The sequence below is a fragment of the Marichromatium purpuratum 984 genome (assembly GCF_000224005.2).
GTDB lineage: Bacteria > Pseudomonadota > Gammaproteobacteria > Chromatiales > Chromatiaceae > Marichromatium > Marichromatium purpuratum.
On sequence record NZ_CP007031.1, the window covers coordinates 2,276,509 to 2,292,113 of the forward strand.

Sequence of the window (15,605 nt, forward strand, 5' to 3'; positions counted from 1 at the left end):
CCCACCTGTACACGGCGACCGGCACAGAGGCGGCCCAGCCAGGGAGACCGTTCCATGCCCTCGATCCTCTTCCTCACCCCGGAACTGCCCTACCCGCCGCACAGCGGTGGCCGCATCAAGAGCTGGAAGCTGGTCGAACACCTGGGCGCGCACGCCGACCTCGGGCTGGCCTGCGCGCTCAAGGGCGACGACGAGGTCCATGTGGCGGACTTCCGACGCCAGGCGCGGCTCGTCGAGCTGGTCAGCGAGCCGGTCAAGGTCCCGCGCACCGCGCGCACGCTCATCGCCAGCTACCTCCGGCGCATCCCGCTCAATGTGCTGCGCACGCGCTCCGAACAGCTCGCGCGCGCGATCAGCGCCATGGCCCCGCGCTACGACCTCATCTTCTGCGACCACTACGAGGTCTTCCAATACGTCCCCAGGGACTATGCCGGGCCGGTCGTCCTGCACGAGCACAACGCCTATTTCCTGATGTGGAAGCGCTATGCCGAGAGCGGCGCCAACCCGGCGATGCGCCTGGCGAGCCATCTGGAATCCCTGCGGGTACGCCGTTACGAGCTGGCGGCCTGCCGCCGCGCCGATCTGGTCTTCGCCTCGCCCAACGACATCGACAGCCTGGTCGAGGCCGGCGCGGATCGCGCGAAGTGCCGCGTGACCTATCACCTCGGCGACGAAACGACCCTGGGCCGACCGCCGCTCGACTACGCCAGCACCCAGCCCATCCTGCTCTATGTCGGCACCCTGACCTGGGAGGCGAATGTCGACGGACTGCTCTGGTTCCTCGAGACGGTCTGGCCGAAGGTCGGACGAAGGCACCCGGACGCACGCATCCAGATCGCCGGCAGAAATCCCGACCCCAGACTGCAGCACGCCGCGGCGGCGGACCCCAGGGTCGAGCTGCTCGGGTTCGTCGCGGACCTGGAACCCCTGTTCCAGCGCAGCCGCGTCTTCATCGCCCCGCTGCGCTTCGGCGCCGGCATCAAGGTCAAGGTCCTGAGCGGCATGGGACGCGGGCTGCCGACGGTGACGACCTCGGTCGGCAGCGAGGGGCTGGAGATCGAGCACATGCGTCATGCCGCCATCGCCGACACCGCCCCGGAGACGATCGCCGCGATCGACACCCTGCTCACCGACCGCGCGCGCTGGGAGGCGATGGCCGGCGCCTCCCGCGCGCTGATCGAGGAGAGCTACAGTTGGGGGCCGCTGCTGCGCGACATGCAGCGCGAACTCGACACCCTGCTCGGAGGACGCCGGTGATGAGCGCCAAGGTCTATATCGTCCTGGTCAACTGGAACGGCTGGGCCGACAGCATCGAGTGTCTGGAGTCCGTCTTCCGCCAGCATTACGACGACTACCGCGTGGTGCTCTGCGACAACGCCTCGGCGGACGGCTCGCTCGAACGGCTGGCGGACTGGGCATCGGGCCGCGTGCCCTTCAGCCTACCGGCGGACTCGCCGCTGCGCCGTCTGAGCGATCCGCCGCTGCCGAAGCCGATCGACTTCGCCCGCCTCGACCGGGCGAGCGCCGAGCGCGCCGAGCTGGCGACCGACCCGCCCCTGCTGCTGGTCGACACCGGCGACAACCTGGGCTTTGCCGGCGGCAACAACGTCGGTCTGCGCCACGCCCGGGCACGCGGTGACGCCGACTATGTCTGGCTGCTGAACAACGACACCGTGGTGGAGCCGGACTGTCTTGCCAACATGGTGCGCCGCCTGGAGCGCGAGCCGCGCCCCGCCAGCTGCGGCTCGCGCGTGCTCTTCTACGACGACCCCGGGGTCGTGCAGGCGCTCGGCGGCAGCCGCTTCAACCGCTGGACGGCGATCGCCTCGCAGTCCCTCGGCCGCTTCCTGCCCGACGAGACGCCGATCGATCCCGCCGCCTACGAGCGGCGCTTGGACTACATCGTCGGCTGCTCCTGGCTACTGCCCGGACGCTATCTCGACGAGGTCGGACTCATGGACGAGCGCTATTTCCTCTATTACGAGGAGATCGACTGGGTGCTGGAGGCCAGGGGTCGATACGCGCTCTGCTACGCCGACGACGCCCGTCTCTATCACAAGGAGGGCCGGAGCGTCGGGACGCCGACGGGGGAGCGCACCTCGACGCTCCGATCGGACTTCTACATCTTTCGCAACAAGCTCCGGATCACCCGGAAGCACTTTCCGCTCGGCCTGCCGAGCGTCTATCTCTCGTCGATCGTCCAGGCCCTGCGCCGCGCCCGGCGCGGTCAGTGGGACAAGTGCTGGCTGATCCTCGCAATCCTGCTCGGCAAGCGCCGACTCAAGACGCTATGAGGTGGTCGCGACCACACGCCGCGCGCGCGACACCAGCCCCATGTCCTCGTACAGACAGGCGGTGATCCCGACCGCGAAGGCCGCCGTGGTCAGCCCCTGCATATAGGCCAGCCCCGGATTGAGGATCAGATTCAGCGTCAGCGCCGTCATCATCATCAACAACGACCAGATCAGGGGGTGATGGACACCGTGCCGCTTTCGGTAATACCAGTTGGTCTTGATCAGGCGAGACAGCACATAGAAATTGGCGAACAGATAGAGAAACACCCCGAGGAAACCATACTTGAACGCCGTCCCGACGATTCCGAGGTCGTCCGGAAAGAACTTGGGGCCGAAGACATCCTGATAGGTCTTGCTGTAGCCGCTCGATTGGCCGAATCCGATGACTGGATGCTCCAGCGCCGTCTGCCAGGCGATGACATAGGCCTTGGCGCGGACATCGGCGCCCTCGGCGTTCATGAAGGCATCGACCAGCGTCGAACCGGCGGCCAGAAGCAGCATGAGTCCGACCGGCACCACCAGCACCAGCAGATTGGCGCGGTTCGGACGACTGAGGAAGATCGGATAGAGCAGCATCGCCATGGCGACCGTGGCCATCTGCGAGCGGGCCATGATCAGCGACCAGACATAGCCGACGAGCAGGAGCGGCACGACCCACAGCAGCTTGCGCAGCGCACTCCCATCCTGGAAGAGACGGATCGATGCATAACAGGTCAGGATGATGAGGGCGAAGGTCGGCGGCTTGAGCCGATAGCCGCGCCATTCATCATAGGTGACCAGATAGGACATGTACCCCGTGGAGAAATAGGCGGCCTCCAGATCGACCCTGTGATAACTGAGGATATAGTTGAGGATGATGATGACGAGGCTGGTGACGAACAGCCTGTGCATATCCTCGACCGCAAAGCCGAGCCTGTAGAGGAAATAGAGGGTCGGCGCCAGGAACAGGATCAGGAACTCACGCGAGGCGAACAGGCTCGGCATGATGGGGACCCCCGCATTGAGGGCGAATGCGGCCGATGAACTCAGCATCACATAACCGACGATCAGGGGTGCCGACCAGAACCACCACGACCAGCGAATGGTCCGATCGGTCAGCGCGGTGAAGACCGCGCCGTAGAAGAAGAGCAGGAAGGTCAGAGCCAGCCCGACCTCCTGAAAGCGGTTGTTCGCGAAATACTTTCCGCCCTGATAGCCAGCGAAGAAGATCAGGATGAACAGGAAACCGACGATGCTCTTGACCGAGAGTCGCACTGTGGTTGGCACTGTGATTTACACGGCATTGTGTACGAAAATCAAGGGTGAGGCGGGGACAGGTCCGTGGCATCCCGACGAGTCGCTTGCGAATGACGCTCGACTCGCCATTCGGGATCGCGGGGATCCTGGTACCGAGTCTAATCCTGACGGTCGAAATCCGCAGGGCGATCGCATCAAGACATCAGCAAGTGCCGTTGGATGACCGCCTCGTCGTTCAGCGACACGCCGGCCGTCCGATCCCTGCGGCTGGCCGGGGAGGCCCGTCACCACGGCCCGAGACGTCGATCGATCGAGCCCTGACCGGCCATTGATCGATCCTCGAGGATCCACGCTTCACAGGTGGATCCGCACATTGAGCACATCAATGCATTGAATCAACGAACCAGGAAATCTTGATGCGATAGCCTCGCCGACATCCGAGACCCGACACATCGAATCGAGGCCGTTCCGGGAATCGATTTTTTCTATGGTCAATCCGTTCGATCGAGCCACCTTTTCGGCCCGGCCGCGCATCGATCGAGCCATGAGGAGAGACATGTCCAGGATCGCCTTGATCACACCCAGCTATGCCCCGGATTTCGACCGTTGTCGCATTCTCTGCGACAGCGTCGAGCGTTTCCTCTGCGGTCATGACGAACACCTCATCATCGTCGACCGTCAGGACCAGGCACTCTTCTCCAGGCTCGTCACAGCGCGCACACGGCTGTTGCTGAAGGAGGAGATCCTGCCCGGCTGGCTGCACAAGATCCCGTTCAGCCGCAAGTGGTGGCTGAATCTGCACGGACTGCCGGTGCGCGGCTGGATCCTGCAACAGATCGTCAAGCTCTCGGTCGCCGAGGCCATCGATGCCGATCTCTTCGTCTTCGCCGACTCGGACGTCGTCTTCATCCGTCCCTTCGACTGCGCCGACGTCCTCGATGCACAGGGCCGAGCCAGGCTCTATGCCGGCCCGCGCAAGCCTGAGGACATCGCCGATCCCAGGCACCGCGCCTGGTATCGCTTCGCCGGCAAGCTCTTCGGGCTATCCGGGGAGGGATTCCAACAGCACGACTACATCAGCCAGCTCGTCGTCTGGCGCCGCGATACCCTCGAACAGCTCACCTCGCGGATCGCCGCGCAGGCCGGACGCTCCTGGCAGAGGGTATTGGCCAATACCCTTGATTTTTCTGAGTATGAACTCTATGGCATTTTCGCCGAACATGTGCTTGGAGCGCACTCGGGGCATTTCCTCACCGACACCGAACTCAGCTACTGTTCCTGGCATCATCCAATCTCGAGCCGAGAGGATCTGCTGGGATTCTTGCGGGATATCCCGGATCGCTACCCGGCCGTACTGATCCAGTCCAATCTCGGGATAGAGCCGGCGGATTATGCGAGAATTCTGGGCCAGCTCGAATGAGCGAAAGGACTCGCCCAGGGATCTTCGATGTCTGTCCGCTCCATCATCTATGCAGCGCTCGCCGCCATGATCCTGACGACCGGTTGCTCGTCCTCCGGCCCGATCCGCGCGAAGCAGGTCGTCACCGAAGACGCCTATGCGAACGCCGAGACACGCGTGCGCCCGCTCCTCGAGGATGAGTCCACCATCTCGGCCAGGGCGCTCGCGGCGCGCAAGGAGCGTCCGGTCCGCGTCCACTCCGCCGTCGTGCTCATCGACGATGGCGGAACCATGCGCGAAGAGGCGCCGCCTCCCTTCGAGACCCGCGCCGGCCTCGCGCGCGCGCTCGCGAACCGGCTGAAGGCGACACTCTCCCACCCCGGGTTCGACGGTCGGTTGACCACCCGTCCGATCCAGCTCCACGTCGAGCGACTCAGCGATCGGGATGGCTGGCGTCCCAAGCTGACCGATGCACTGACCGACGTCGAGTCCCAACTGACCGGCACGGGCGGCGAAACGGCCCTGATCCTCTTGAGCCGCGCCGACCGCCTCGACGAGGACACGGTACGTCTGATCGAGCGCATGCAGGCGCGCAGGGGCCATCGACTCTGCGTGCATCTCGTCACCGTCGGCGACGCCTCCGCCTGCTTCAAGCTGCGCCGCTTCGACAGCTGTGGGAGCGCCGTGCGCGACGTCGATATCGCAACCTCCGAGACCATGGCCGCCCATGCCCTGAGACTCTTCTACGGCGACCCACCGGATACCGACGGAGACGGTATCCAGGACTACAGGGACAGGTGCCCGGGCACTCGTCCAGGCACCCGGATCAATTGGGAGGGCTGTCCCTTCGACCAGAAGGCGCTGATGCACCTGCTCCCCGACGAGATCGTCCGCGAAGGCCGGGCATTGCCCCCGCCCTCGCGCCTCTAGACCCGGGAGACCCGATGGAACCGCTCATGTCGACCCGACTCGCGCGACTGCTCCGCCTCGGCCCGATGCTCCTCCTCCTGGGGGGGCTGTCGGGTCTCGCACAGGGTCAGCAGCTACCGATCCTCGAGGCGCTCGACGAGCAGCAGGTCGTCGAGCGGATGCAGGCGGCACCCGATGGCGACGACGAGCCCCTGGAGCAGCCACTCACCCCCACGACGATCCCCGAGGCGTCACCGCTCCTGCAACCGGAGGAGCCGGTCTCGGCCATCGAAGAACGCGCCGCCGAGAAGCTCGACGAGGTCAGTCTGGAGGAAAAGATCCAGAAGCAGATCCTGCAACCCGAGCTGAAACAGTTCGGCTACGACCTCTTCGACCAGACACCCACCACCTTCGCCCCGGTCACCGACCTGCCGGTCCCGAGCGATTATGTCATCGGTCCGGGCGACACCCTGGTGGTCCAGGTCTACGGCAAGCTCAACGTGGAGTACAGCCTGGTCGTCACCCGTGACGGCCGACTGCTGGTCCCCGAACTCGGCCCCATCCAGGTCGGTGGACTGCGCTTCGACGAGGTCCGCGACCTGCTGCGCGTCCGTTTCGAGCAGCAGATCGTCGGCGCCAAGGCCGTGACCACCATGGGGGCGTTGCGCACCATCCAGGTCCTGGTCGTCGGCGAGGTGGTCAAACCCGGCAATTACAGCGTCAGCGGACTGACGACCCTGCTGAACACGCTGATCACCTCGGGCGGCGTCAAGCGCACCGGAACCCTGCGCAGGATCGAACTCAAGCGCGCCGGCCAGGTGAGCGCCACGCTCGATCTCTACGACGTCCTGCTCGGCGGAGACACCTCGGGCGACGTTCAGCTTCAGCATCGCGACGTCATCTTCGTGCCGCCGATCGGACCCACCGTCGGCGTCGCCGGTGAGGTCCAGCGTCCGGCGATCTACGAGCTGCGCCGCCCACGCCGCGTCGAAGAGCTGCTCGAGCTGGCCGGCGGACTGCTCCCGACCGCCTCGCTGGCCGATGCCCAGATCGAGCGCATCCAGGACGGCGACCGCTACACCCTGGTCGATACCCCGCTGGACGAGACGAGCGGCCGGGCCACCCTGACCCGACCGGGCGACATCCTGCGCATCTTCCCGGTGACCCCCTCGATGGACGGCGTGGTGCTGCTCAGCGGCCACGTATTGCGCCCCGGCGGCTTCCAGCACCGACCCGGCATGCGCGTCTCCAGCCTGCTGACCTCGCCGCGCATCCTCAGACCGAACGCCGACGTCTCCTATGGCCTGCTGCGGCGCGAGAGCCCGCAGACGCGGCGCATCCAGATCGGCTATCTCGACATCGCAAGCATCCTGCGCCGTCCGGGTGGTCGAGCCGATCTCGTGTTGCAACCACGCGACGAGGTGATCGTCTTCGATCTCGCGGTACCGCGCTCGCAGCGCGTCGCCAATCTGGTACGTGACCTGCGCACCCAGGCCGAGCCCGGCCGCTACCCGCCCATGGTGGTCGATGTCCGCGGTCAGGTCCGCGCCACCGGTACCTTCCCGCTCGCCGCCGAGGCCCGTCTGCTCGACGTCATCGGCTTCGCCGGCGGGGTCTCGGAGGAGGCGGACCGGCGCTACGGGCTGGTCGCCCGCAAGCACTACACCGGCGGCCGACTCCAGTTCCTGTCCTTCAGTCTGGATCGCGCCCACGCCGCGCCGCACGGCAGCGAGAACCTGCTGATCTACCCGGAAGACACCGTCTACGTCTTCGACCGACAAGGCGAGCGCACCGGGATCATCGCCGACGACATGGATCTGCTGGTGCAGCAGACGCCCTATGGCGAGGCCTCCCCGGTCATCTACGTGCGCGGCGAGGTCCGCCACCCCGGACGCTATCCGCTCGAGCCCGGCATGCGCGTCGCCGACCTGCTGCGCGCCGCGGGCGGGCTGAGCGAAGAGGCCTACGGGCTCTCTGCGGAGCTGACCAGTTTCGAGCTGCTGCAGGGCGAGTACCGGGCCGTCCAGCACCGCCAGATCGACCTCGCCGAGGTCGCGCTGGATGCCGAGAGCGGACGCATCCTCGAGCCGCACGACGAGCTGGTCCTGCACCGCAAGCCCAACTGGCTGGGACGCGCCAACGTCACCCTCGCCGGCGAAGTCCGCTTTCCCGGCGAATATCCCATCACCCGCGGCGAGACGCTCTGTCAGGTTATCAAGCGTGCCGGCGGACTCACCGAGGGCGCCTATCCATTCGGTGCCGTCTTCATTCGCGAGCGGGTGCGCAAGCAGCAGCAGGAGGCGCTGGACCGGATCCAGAACAATCTCGACGACCTGCTGGTCAATCTCTCGCTCTCCTTCGGCGTCAAAAACGACGAAAAGACCCCGGCCGGCGAGCGCAAGCAGGAACTCATCAAGGTGATCAAGCAATTGAAGAAGCAGGAGGCCATCGGGCGCATGGTGATCGATCTCGACCGGGCCATGCGCTGCTCGGGCGAGGCCAACATCCAGCTCCAGGACGGCGACAAGCTGACCGTGACCGGGATGCAGGAAGAGGTCACGGTGGTCGGCGAGGTCTACCACCCGACCTCGCACCTCTATCGCAAGGGGCTGAGCAGCGCCGACTACGTCGATCTCAGCGGCGGCACCACGGTGCTCGCCCGGCGCGATCACGTCTTCGTGATGCAGGCCAACGGCGAGATCGTCTCGGTTCGCGGCGGGGACTGGACGCATCGCACCGGGCGCGTCAGCGTCACCCCGGGCGCCACCATCTACGTCCCGCTCAACGTCGATCGCATGAACAAGCTGGAGGTCGCGCAATCCTGGACCCAGATCCTCTACCATCTCGGTATTACGGCCGCCAGTCTCAACACCGTCGGACTCTTCGACTGATCCAGCCATGGCCGCGTCGAACGCGCACAAGAAACCGGACATCCAGCCCGCGCCGAAACCGGACATCCAGCCTGCGCCGGCGCCCCAACCGCTGCCGTTCGGACTCGAGGACGAGATCGACCTGATCGAGTACCTGGTCACGGTCTTTCGCAACAAGCACTGGATCATGCTCTTCGCCCTCCTCTGCGCCATCGCCGCCTACGGCATGGCCAAGACGATGCCGGACCGCTACGAGGCATCGGTCCAGCTCGCCCTGCGCCAGCCGGACGACCCCGGCGGCATCTCGCCGGACAACAGGCGCGCCCCGGAGGCGCTGACCCTGATGGAGCACAGCTTCGTGCTGCGCACCGCCAACGAGAACTACCGCCACATCGTGATGGCGAAGATGCGCAGCCGCTCCTTCGGCATCGACTTCATCCAGCGTCACGACCTCCTGCCACACCTGTTCGCCGAGCACTGGGACCGCGAGCAGCAGCAATGGATCGAAGGTTTCACGCCCGATATCGACCTGGCCTTCAAGATCTTCAGCGAGCAGGTCCGCAGCCTGGTCCACAACCCCGAGAACGATCTCCTGCGACTCTACATCCGCTGGCAAGACCCCAGGATCGCCGCCGAGTGGGCGAACGACTATGTGCAGGCCTTCAACGATTACATGCGCGAACAGACCATCACCGAGAGCCGGCGCAAGCGGGCTTTTCTGCTGGAACAGCTGAAGGACACCCGGGTCGTCGAGGTCGAGAAATCCCTCTATCGCATGATCGAGGCGGAGACCGCCCTCGAGGTGCTCGCCCGAGCACGCGACAACTATGTCCTGCAGGTGCTGGACGCCGCGGTGCCGCCCGAACACAAATTCAGCCCATCGGTCAAGCGCTTGACCTTGCTCGGGCTGTTCGGAGGGTTCGGTCTGGGGATCGCCGTCGCGATCGGCAGCGTGCTGGTACGCAAGATTCGCAAGGCGATGGCGGCATACCGGGCGAAATCCACGAATGGTTGATCGGAGCCCTCGCCATCCGGCGGGCTCGCGACCGAATCCAGCCACCTCCCGCCCGCTGCACACGCGCTCATCGAGCACCCTGACCTTCCCGCCTTCAAAACTCCGCAGTGAGACCATACCTTGCGCATACACGCATGGTTTCAACAGCATGGAAGGCCTCGTCCAGCAAAGGGCGGCGGTTGCCCACAACCATTCGCCAGGGAATCGCGCTCATGAGAATCCCGCCCCGCATCCTGCGCAAGACAGTCTCGGCCCTGACGGTGCGCGGCCTCGGACTGGGCCTGCAGATCGCCATGAGCGTGGTCATCGCCCGTCTGCTGGGCGCCGAGGGCATGGGGCTCTACACCCTCTACGTCACCTGGCTGGTGCTCTTCGCCGATGCCATCAGCATCGGCATGCCCGTCTACGCCATGCGCACGGTCGCAGCACTCGGGGCACGCGGACAGGGGGCCTCGGCCGATGCCTTTGTGCGCCGCGCCCTGGCACTCGTCATGCTCGGCGGCGCGGCGGTGATGTTGGTCCCGTGGTTCGGGGCGCGGCCCATGGCCCAGCTCGTCGCCGGGGACGTGGACCTGGCCCCGTCCCTGCGCATCGCCGCCGTGGGGGCGCTGGCCTTCGTCGGCCTGCGCATCCTCGCCGAAACGCTCAAGGCGGCCGGAGCGACGCAGCGCGGTCTCTTCGCCGAGGCGGCGACCATCCCGCTGATACTGCTGTCGGCCTTGCCGGCGCTGGTTTTCCTCGACAGACTGCAAGACCAGAGCCTGCTGTGGCTGCACGCGGCATCCGTCGGCTGCGCCTTTCTGGTGGCCGTCGCACTGTGGCGAGGCGTCAGCCGCCGACTCGGCGGCGAGGGCGGGAGAGCGCCGCCGGTCATCAGCCCGGCGCTGTGGCCACTGTGGGGGGGCACGCTACTCAATGTCGCCTATGTCAATCTACCCATCCTGGTGCTGCCGCATTTCGCCAGCGTCGAGGAGCTGGGACAGTTCGGCGTCGCCTTTCGGCTCATCAGCCTGACCACCGTCATCCTGGTCACGTTGGCAGCCATCCTCGGTCCGCAGTTCGCCGCGGCCTACGAGCTGAAGGACCCGGCTCGGCTGCGCCTGCTGCTGAAACGCAGCCAGCAGTTCTCGCTGCTGCTGTTCCTGCCGCCCCTGCTCGCCTTCACCCTGTTCGCCGATCCTCTCCTCGGCATCTTCGGAGCGGAGTTCCGCGACGCCAGGCCGCTGCTCTGGATCATGACCGCCGGTCAGCTGGTCAACGCGGCGACCGGGCTGGTGGGCTATCTGCTCAACATGATGCACCGGGAGCGCACGGAGCTTCGCATCCTGCTGGCGACCGGGCTGGCCATGTCCGTCGCCATGATCCTCGGCGGCACCATCGCCGGCGTACTGGGGGTGACCCTGGCCTACAGCGCCGGTCTCATGCTCAAGAATCTGCTCTCGCTCGGCTTTTCACTCCGCTCGCTGCGCCAGCTCGATGCAGCCGACTCAGATCAGGGACCATGACGATGACGACACCCAAGCCGCTCGATTTCTGCATCATCGGCGCCCAGAAATCGGGCACCACCTCGCTCTTCCGCTATCTGGAGAAACATCCGCGTCTCTATCTGCCCCCGGACAAGGAGCTGCCCTTCTTCAGCCGCGACGACCTCTACGCGGCGGGTTGGCCCGCGCTCGTGGAACACCATTTTCAGGAAGCGGACAGCGATCGGCTCTGGGGCACGGCCAGCCCGCAGTACATGACCGATCCGCGCGTCCCCGGACGCATTGCCGCGGCGAACCCGGACATTCGCCTCGTCGCCATCCTGCGCAACCCCATCGATCGCGCCTTTTCGCACTTCACCATGTCGCTGCGCCGCGGCATGGAATCGCGGGACTTCGCACAGGCGGCCGAGGCGCTGCTGCAACCCGACGCCCTGGCGCGCGACCGCGAGGCCATCCCGCCGGACTATGCCGAGGGCTACAGCCAGGCCAACGAGGAGGTCACCCGCTATTATTTCGTGTGGAGCGAATACGCGCGCGCGCTCGATCGCTTCCTGCAGCACTTCCCCAAGGACCAGCTCCTGGTGCTCTACATGGAAGACATGCAACAGGCGCCACAGAAGGCCGTGGACGCCGTCCTGACCTTCCTCGGCCTGCCCGCCGACTTCCAGCCGCCGAACCTCGGGAAGGTCTATCACAAGGGCGGCGGGCGACTGCTGATCCCCGCCGAGTGGCGCGAATGGCTCAAGCGCAACACCCTGTTCCGAGCGGTGTGGGACCGGGTTCCGCCGCGCACCCGGGGGATCATCGATTACTGGTACGACCAGCTCAACGTGCGTCCCGACAAACCCGCCGCGGCGGCCGGTCCCACGCCGCAGACGCGCCGCCGGCTGGCCGAGCACTTCACCGAGGACGTACGCCGCATCGAAACGCTCGTCGGCAAGCCCGCGCCCTGGAGGGATTTCGCACGATGAGCGCCCCCCGGCACGAGGACCCGGTCATGCCCCAGTCCCCATCCAATCGCGTGGCCCTGGTGCTCGGCATCCCCATCGATGACCTGACCCTCGAGCAGGCCGTGCGACGGACGCTGGAGCTGGCCGATGCCTACCGCACCGATGGCCGCCCGCGCCAGATCGTGACGGTGAACGTCGACTTCCTGACCAATGCGCTCGGCTGGACGCCCTGGTCGTCCCCACGACATCCGGAGCTGCTGGAGATCCTGCGCCGCGCCGACCTGGTCACCGCCGACGGCATGCCGGTGGTCTGGCTCGCCAGGCTGCTCGGCACGCCGATCGAGCGACGGGTGACCGGGGCCGACCTGGCCCCGGCGCTGGCGAGCGCCATGGCGCAAAGCGGCCATCGGCTGTATCTGCTCGGCGGTCGCGGGGACATCGGTCAGCAGGCGGCCGACCGGCTGGTCGAGCTGAACCCGGGCCTGCGGATCGCCGGCGTCCACTCGCCCTTCGTCCACACCGAGGGCGAGGCCATGCTGGAAGCCGAGGAGCAGGATGCGGACACGGTGGCCCGCATCAACGCGGCCGAGCCCGACGTGCTGCTCATCGCCTTCGGCAATCCCAAGCAGGAGGTCTGGTTCCAGCGCAACCGTCATCGGCTCAAGGTCGGGGTTGGCATCGGCATCGGCGGGACCTTCGAGTTCATCGTCGGGCGGGTCTCACGGGCGCCGGTCTGGATGCAGCGCACCGGTCTGGAATGGATCTACCGCATCGCCCAGGATCCGAAACGACTGTGGAGGCGCTATGCCGTCGGGTTCAGCAAGCTGGCGGTCATGAGTCTCCCGCTGGTGTTGCACGACCGCTTCCAGCACTGGCGCTTCCGCCGCCGTCTCCAGCATCGACCAGGCGACATCGACCAGACCGCCTCGCCGGGTACGAACACCAACCCACCGGAGGACGGGGCGCGGCGTCTGGTGCTCCCCGAGATCGTGGACGCCGACTGGGTCCGATCGCAGCAATCGATGCCGGACCAGGACGCGACCGATGCCCTGATCGTCGACTTCAGCGCCACCCGCTTCCTCGACTCGACCGCACTCGGATACCTGGCGCGAATCTGGAAGACGCGGCAGAACACCCGACGTCGCGTGCGCGCCGAGGGGCTGGAGCACACGCCGGTCGCGAGCCTGCTCAAGATGACACGCACCTGGGACCTCTTCACCGAGCGCCATGACCAGCCGCCGCCCGCCCCCCAAGGCACCACCGGCTCGCGGGGCACCGCGCTGCTCGAACCGGAGCGCCCGATCGACGGGATCGGCGTCGCCCGCCTGAGCGGCCGGCTGGACGCCGATCGCGCCGCCCGGCTCGACCTCGACGCCTTCGGCGCCGAGCTGGGCGGGACGGACCTGCTACTCGACCTGAGCGACCTGCAGTTCATCGACAGCACCGGGCTTGGGCTGCTGTTCAAGCTGCAGCGTCGTTTCGCCAGCCAGGGCAGACGCCTGGCCCTCTGCGAGATGCAACCGCCCGTGCGCCAGCTGATGGAGATCACCCGGCTCACGACCCTGTTCCTGCACGCCCGGACCCGCCAGGAGGCGCTCGCGCTGCTCGCCCAACCCGAGACGGATGCGATGCGATGAGCCGCCCGAACGACATCCATGCCGCCGACAGGCCGCTGGACCTCATGATCCGGGCGCTGTACCGGGTCGGCTACCGGCTCATGCTGGGGGTCGATTTCGTGCGCAGACCCCGCACCGAGGGGGCCTATGTCGCCGTTTGGCACGACGGGCAGCTGCTGCTGATCCGCAACAGCTACAAGGGTGTCCATACGCTGCCCGCAGGCGGCATCAAGCGCGGCGAGCACGCCGTCGAGGCGGCGAGACGCGAGCTGTGCGAAGAGGTCGGCATCGCTGTGTCGACTGACGCCCTGCACGAGTCGTTCCAGACGCTGAGCCTGACCGAGCACAAGCGAGACCATATCCGGGTCTTCGATCTGCGCCTGGACAGTCCTCCGCCCGTCTGCCTGGACGGACGCGAGGTGATCTGGGCCGGTTTTCGCACCCCCGAGGAGGCCCTCCGGCTACCGCTGCATGCCCCGGTCGCGGCCTATGTGCGGGCAACCCTGAGTCAGGACCGCGAGGACTGAGCCGATGAAGATACTGGTCGTCGACGACGAGGCCTGGATGCGACGCACGCTGAGCGTCATGCTGCAGAAATGGGGACACGAGGTCCTCGAGGCCGCCGACGGAGAGGAGGCCTGGACACGGCTCCAGCACGAGCCCATCGGCATGGCGATCTGCGACTGGGTGATGCCGCGTCTGAACGGGCTGGAACTCTGTCACCGGCTCAGGGCGGCCGGCTTTTCCCACTATGTCTATCTCATCCTGCTCACGGGCAAGGATCAAACCGAGGACATCTATACCGCCTTCGACGCCGGGGCGGACGACTTCATCAACAAACCGGTCAATGCCAAGGAGCTGCAGGTCCGCATCAAGGCAGGCGAGCGCGTGCTGCAACTGGAGCAGGCGCTCAAGACCAAGAACGCCGAACTCAGTCGGGTCAACGAGGCGCTGCAGGCCAGCCAGGCCCATGTCCAGCGCGACCTGGATGCCGCGGCCGCCGTGCAGCGCAGCCTGCTGCCCGCCTCCAGCGAGACCGGCCTGCCGCTGCGCCTGGCCTGGGCCATGGCGCCGGCCGAGCAACTGGCCGGGGACATCTTCAATTTCTTCAGGCTCGACGAGCGCCATCTCGCCCTCTATCTGATCGACGTCTCCGGTCACGGGGTACCGGCCGCGATGTTCTCGGTCCACCTGACGCAGCTGCTCTCCCCGCACCCGGGCACCAGCGGCAAGGCGCAGCTCCAGCCGCCGACCGATTCTCACCCCGCCATGACCGTCTCCTCGGGGTTCGCAACGGCCGAGGCCATCGCGCCCCAGGAGTCCCTCACCGATCCGGTCGCCGTCGTCACCCGACTCAACCAGGGTTTCCAGGTCCATGATCGGAATATGATCTACTGCACCATGGTCTATGCCGTCATCGACACCCACACCGGCAAGGGGTCGCTGTGCCAGGCCGGACATCCCTATCCCCTGCTCTACCGGCGCGAAGGCCGCGTCGAGACCCTGGGCGGAGGCGGACTCCCCGTCGGGCTCATCGCCGACGCGGATTACGAGGCCGTCGATTTCCAGCTCCAGCCCGGCGACCGGCTCCTGCTCTACTCCGACGGCGTCACCGAGTGCTTCGCCCCGGACCGCTCGCCATTCGGACTCGAACGGCTGGCAGAGACGCTGCGGCTCGCCCGGGGCGCCAGCCTGGACGAGGCCATCCTCCAGATTCAGGAGGCACTCGAGCGCTGGAGACGACCGGCGAATGGCGAGAGCCCGACACTCGCCGACGACATCTCCATGCTGGCCGCCGAGCTGGACGCGCCCCAATCATCGAGGTGAACGAC

12 protein-coding genes are annotated in these 15,605 nt (G+C 66.5%); 11 read left to right on the forward strand and 1 reads right to left on the reverse strand.

Features of this window, described 5'->3' with window-relative positions:
- Positions 1-54: 54 nt before the first annotated feature.
- Positions 55-1,257 carry a glycosyltransferase family 4 protein gene (locus tag MARPU_RS09990; RefSeq protein WP_005224257.1) on the forward strand — a complete coding sequence of 401 codons (1,203 nt, stop codon included), beginning with the start codon at positions 55-57 and terminating at the stop codon, positions 1,255-1,257.
- Complete coding sequence (locus tag MARPU_RS17900; protein ID WP_005224258.1) at positions 1,257-2,294, forward strand: glycosyltransferase family 2 protein; 1,038 nt, start codon at positions 1,257-1,259, stop codon at positions 2,292-2,294. The genes MARPU_RS09990 and MARPU_RS17900 overlap by 1 nt, the downstream gene beginning before the upstream one ends.
- On the opposite strand, the gene MARPU_RS10000 is transcribed toward MARPU_RS17900, so the two are convergent.
- Positions 2,289-3,560, reverse strand: a complete 1,272-nt coding sequence (locus MARPU_RS10000) for a hypothetical protein (RefSeq protein ID WP_156929257.1) — start codon at positions 3,558-3,560, stop codon at positions 2,289-2,291. The genes MARPU_RS17900 and MARPU_RS10000 overlap by 6 nt on opposite strands.
- A 526-nt stretch (positions 3,561-4,086) precedes the next feature.
- On the opposite strand from MARPU_RS10000, the gene MARPU_RS10005 reads away from it, so the two are divergent.
- The 9 genes from MARPU_RS10005 (at position 4,087) to MARPU_RS10045 (ending at position 15,600) form a co-directional block, all read left to right on the forward strand.
- Positions 4,087-4,950 carry a DUF6492 family protein gene (locus MARPU_RS10005; RefSeq protein WP_005224260.1) on the forward strand — a complete coding sequence of 288 codons (864 nt, stop codon included), beginning with the start codon at positions 4,087-4,089 and terminating at the stop codon, positions 4,948-4,950.
- Positions 4,951-5,016: 66 nt separating this feature from the next.
- Positions 5,017-5,859: a hypothetical protein gene (locus MARPU_RS10010; RefSeq protein WP_156929258.1), complete on the forward strand. Its 843-nt coding sequence runs from the start codon at positions 5,017-5,019 to the stop codon at positions 5,857-5,859.
- Positions 5,860-5,873: 14 nt separating this feature from the next.
- Positions 5,874-8,729: an SLBB domain-containing protein gene (locus tag MARPU_RS10015; RefSeq protein WP_005224262.1), complete on the forward strand. Its 2,856-nt coding sequence runs from the start codon at positions 5,874-5,876 to the stop codon at positions 8,727-8,729.
- A 7-nt stretch (positions 8,730-8,736) separates the two neighbouring features.
- The gene (locus MARPU_RS10020; protein WP_005224263.1) at positions 8,737-9,723 is read left to right on the forward strand and encodes a Wzz/FepE/Etk N-terminal domain-containing protein; all 987 of its coding nucleotides are present in this window, start codon (positions 8,737-8,739) and stop codon (positions 9,721-9,723) included.
- 212 nt (positions 9,724-9,935) lie between these two features.
- Positions 9,936-11,228: a lipopolysaccharide biosynthesis protein gene (locus MARPU_RS17660; RefSeq protein WP_005224264.1), complete on the forward strand. Its 1,293-nt coding sequence runs from the start codon at positions 9,936-9,938 to the stop codon at positions 11,226-11,228.
- Positions 11,229-11,230: 2 nt separating this feature from the next.
- On the forward strand, positions 11,231-12,178 hold the full coding sequence (locus MARPU_RS17665) for a sulfotransferase family protein (RefSeq protein WP_005224265.1): 948 nt from the start codon (positions 11,231-11,233) through the stop codon (positions 12,176-12,178).
- 26 nt (positions 12,179-12,204) lie between these two features.
- A complete protein-coding gene (locus MARPU_RS16730) occupies positions 12,205-13,794 on the forward strand; it encodes a WecB/TagA/CpsF family glycosyltransferase (protein WP_198015471.1) in 1,590 nt (529 codons plus the stop codon).
- Positions 13,791-14,300, forward strand: coding sequence for an NUDIX hydrolase (locus tag MARPU_RS10040; RefSeq protein WP_005224267.1), 510 nt, complete (start codon positions 13,791-13,793; stop codon positions 14,298-14,300). The genes MARPU_RS16730 and MARPU_RS10040 overlap by 4 nt, the downstream gene beginning before the upstream one ends.
- A gap of 4 nt (positions 14,301-14,304) precedes the next feature.
- Positions 14,305-15,600, forward strand: coding sequence for a PP2C family protein-serine/threonine phosphatase (locus MARPU_RS10045; RefSeq protein ID WP_005224268.1), 1,296 nt, complete (start codon positions 14,305-14,307; stop codon positions 15,598-15,600).
- Positions 15,601-15,605: the final 5 nt, after the last annotated feature.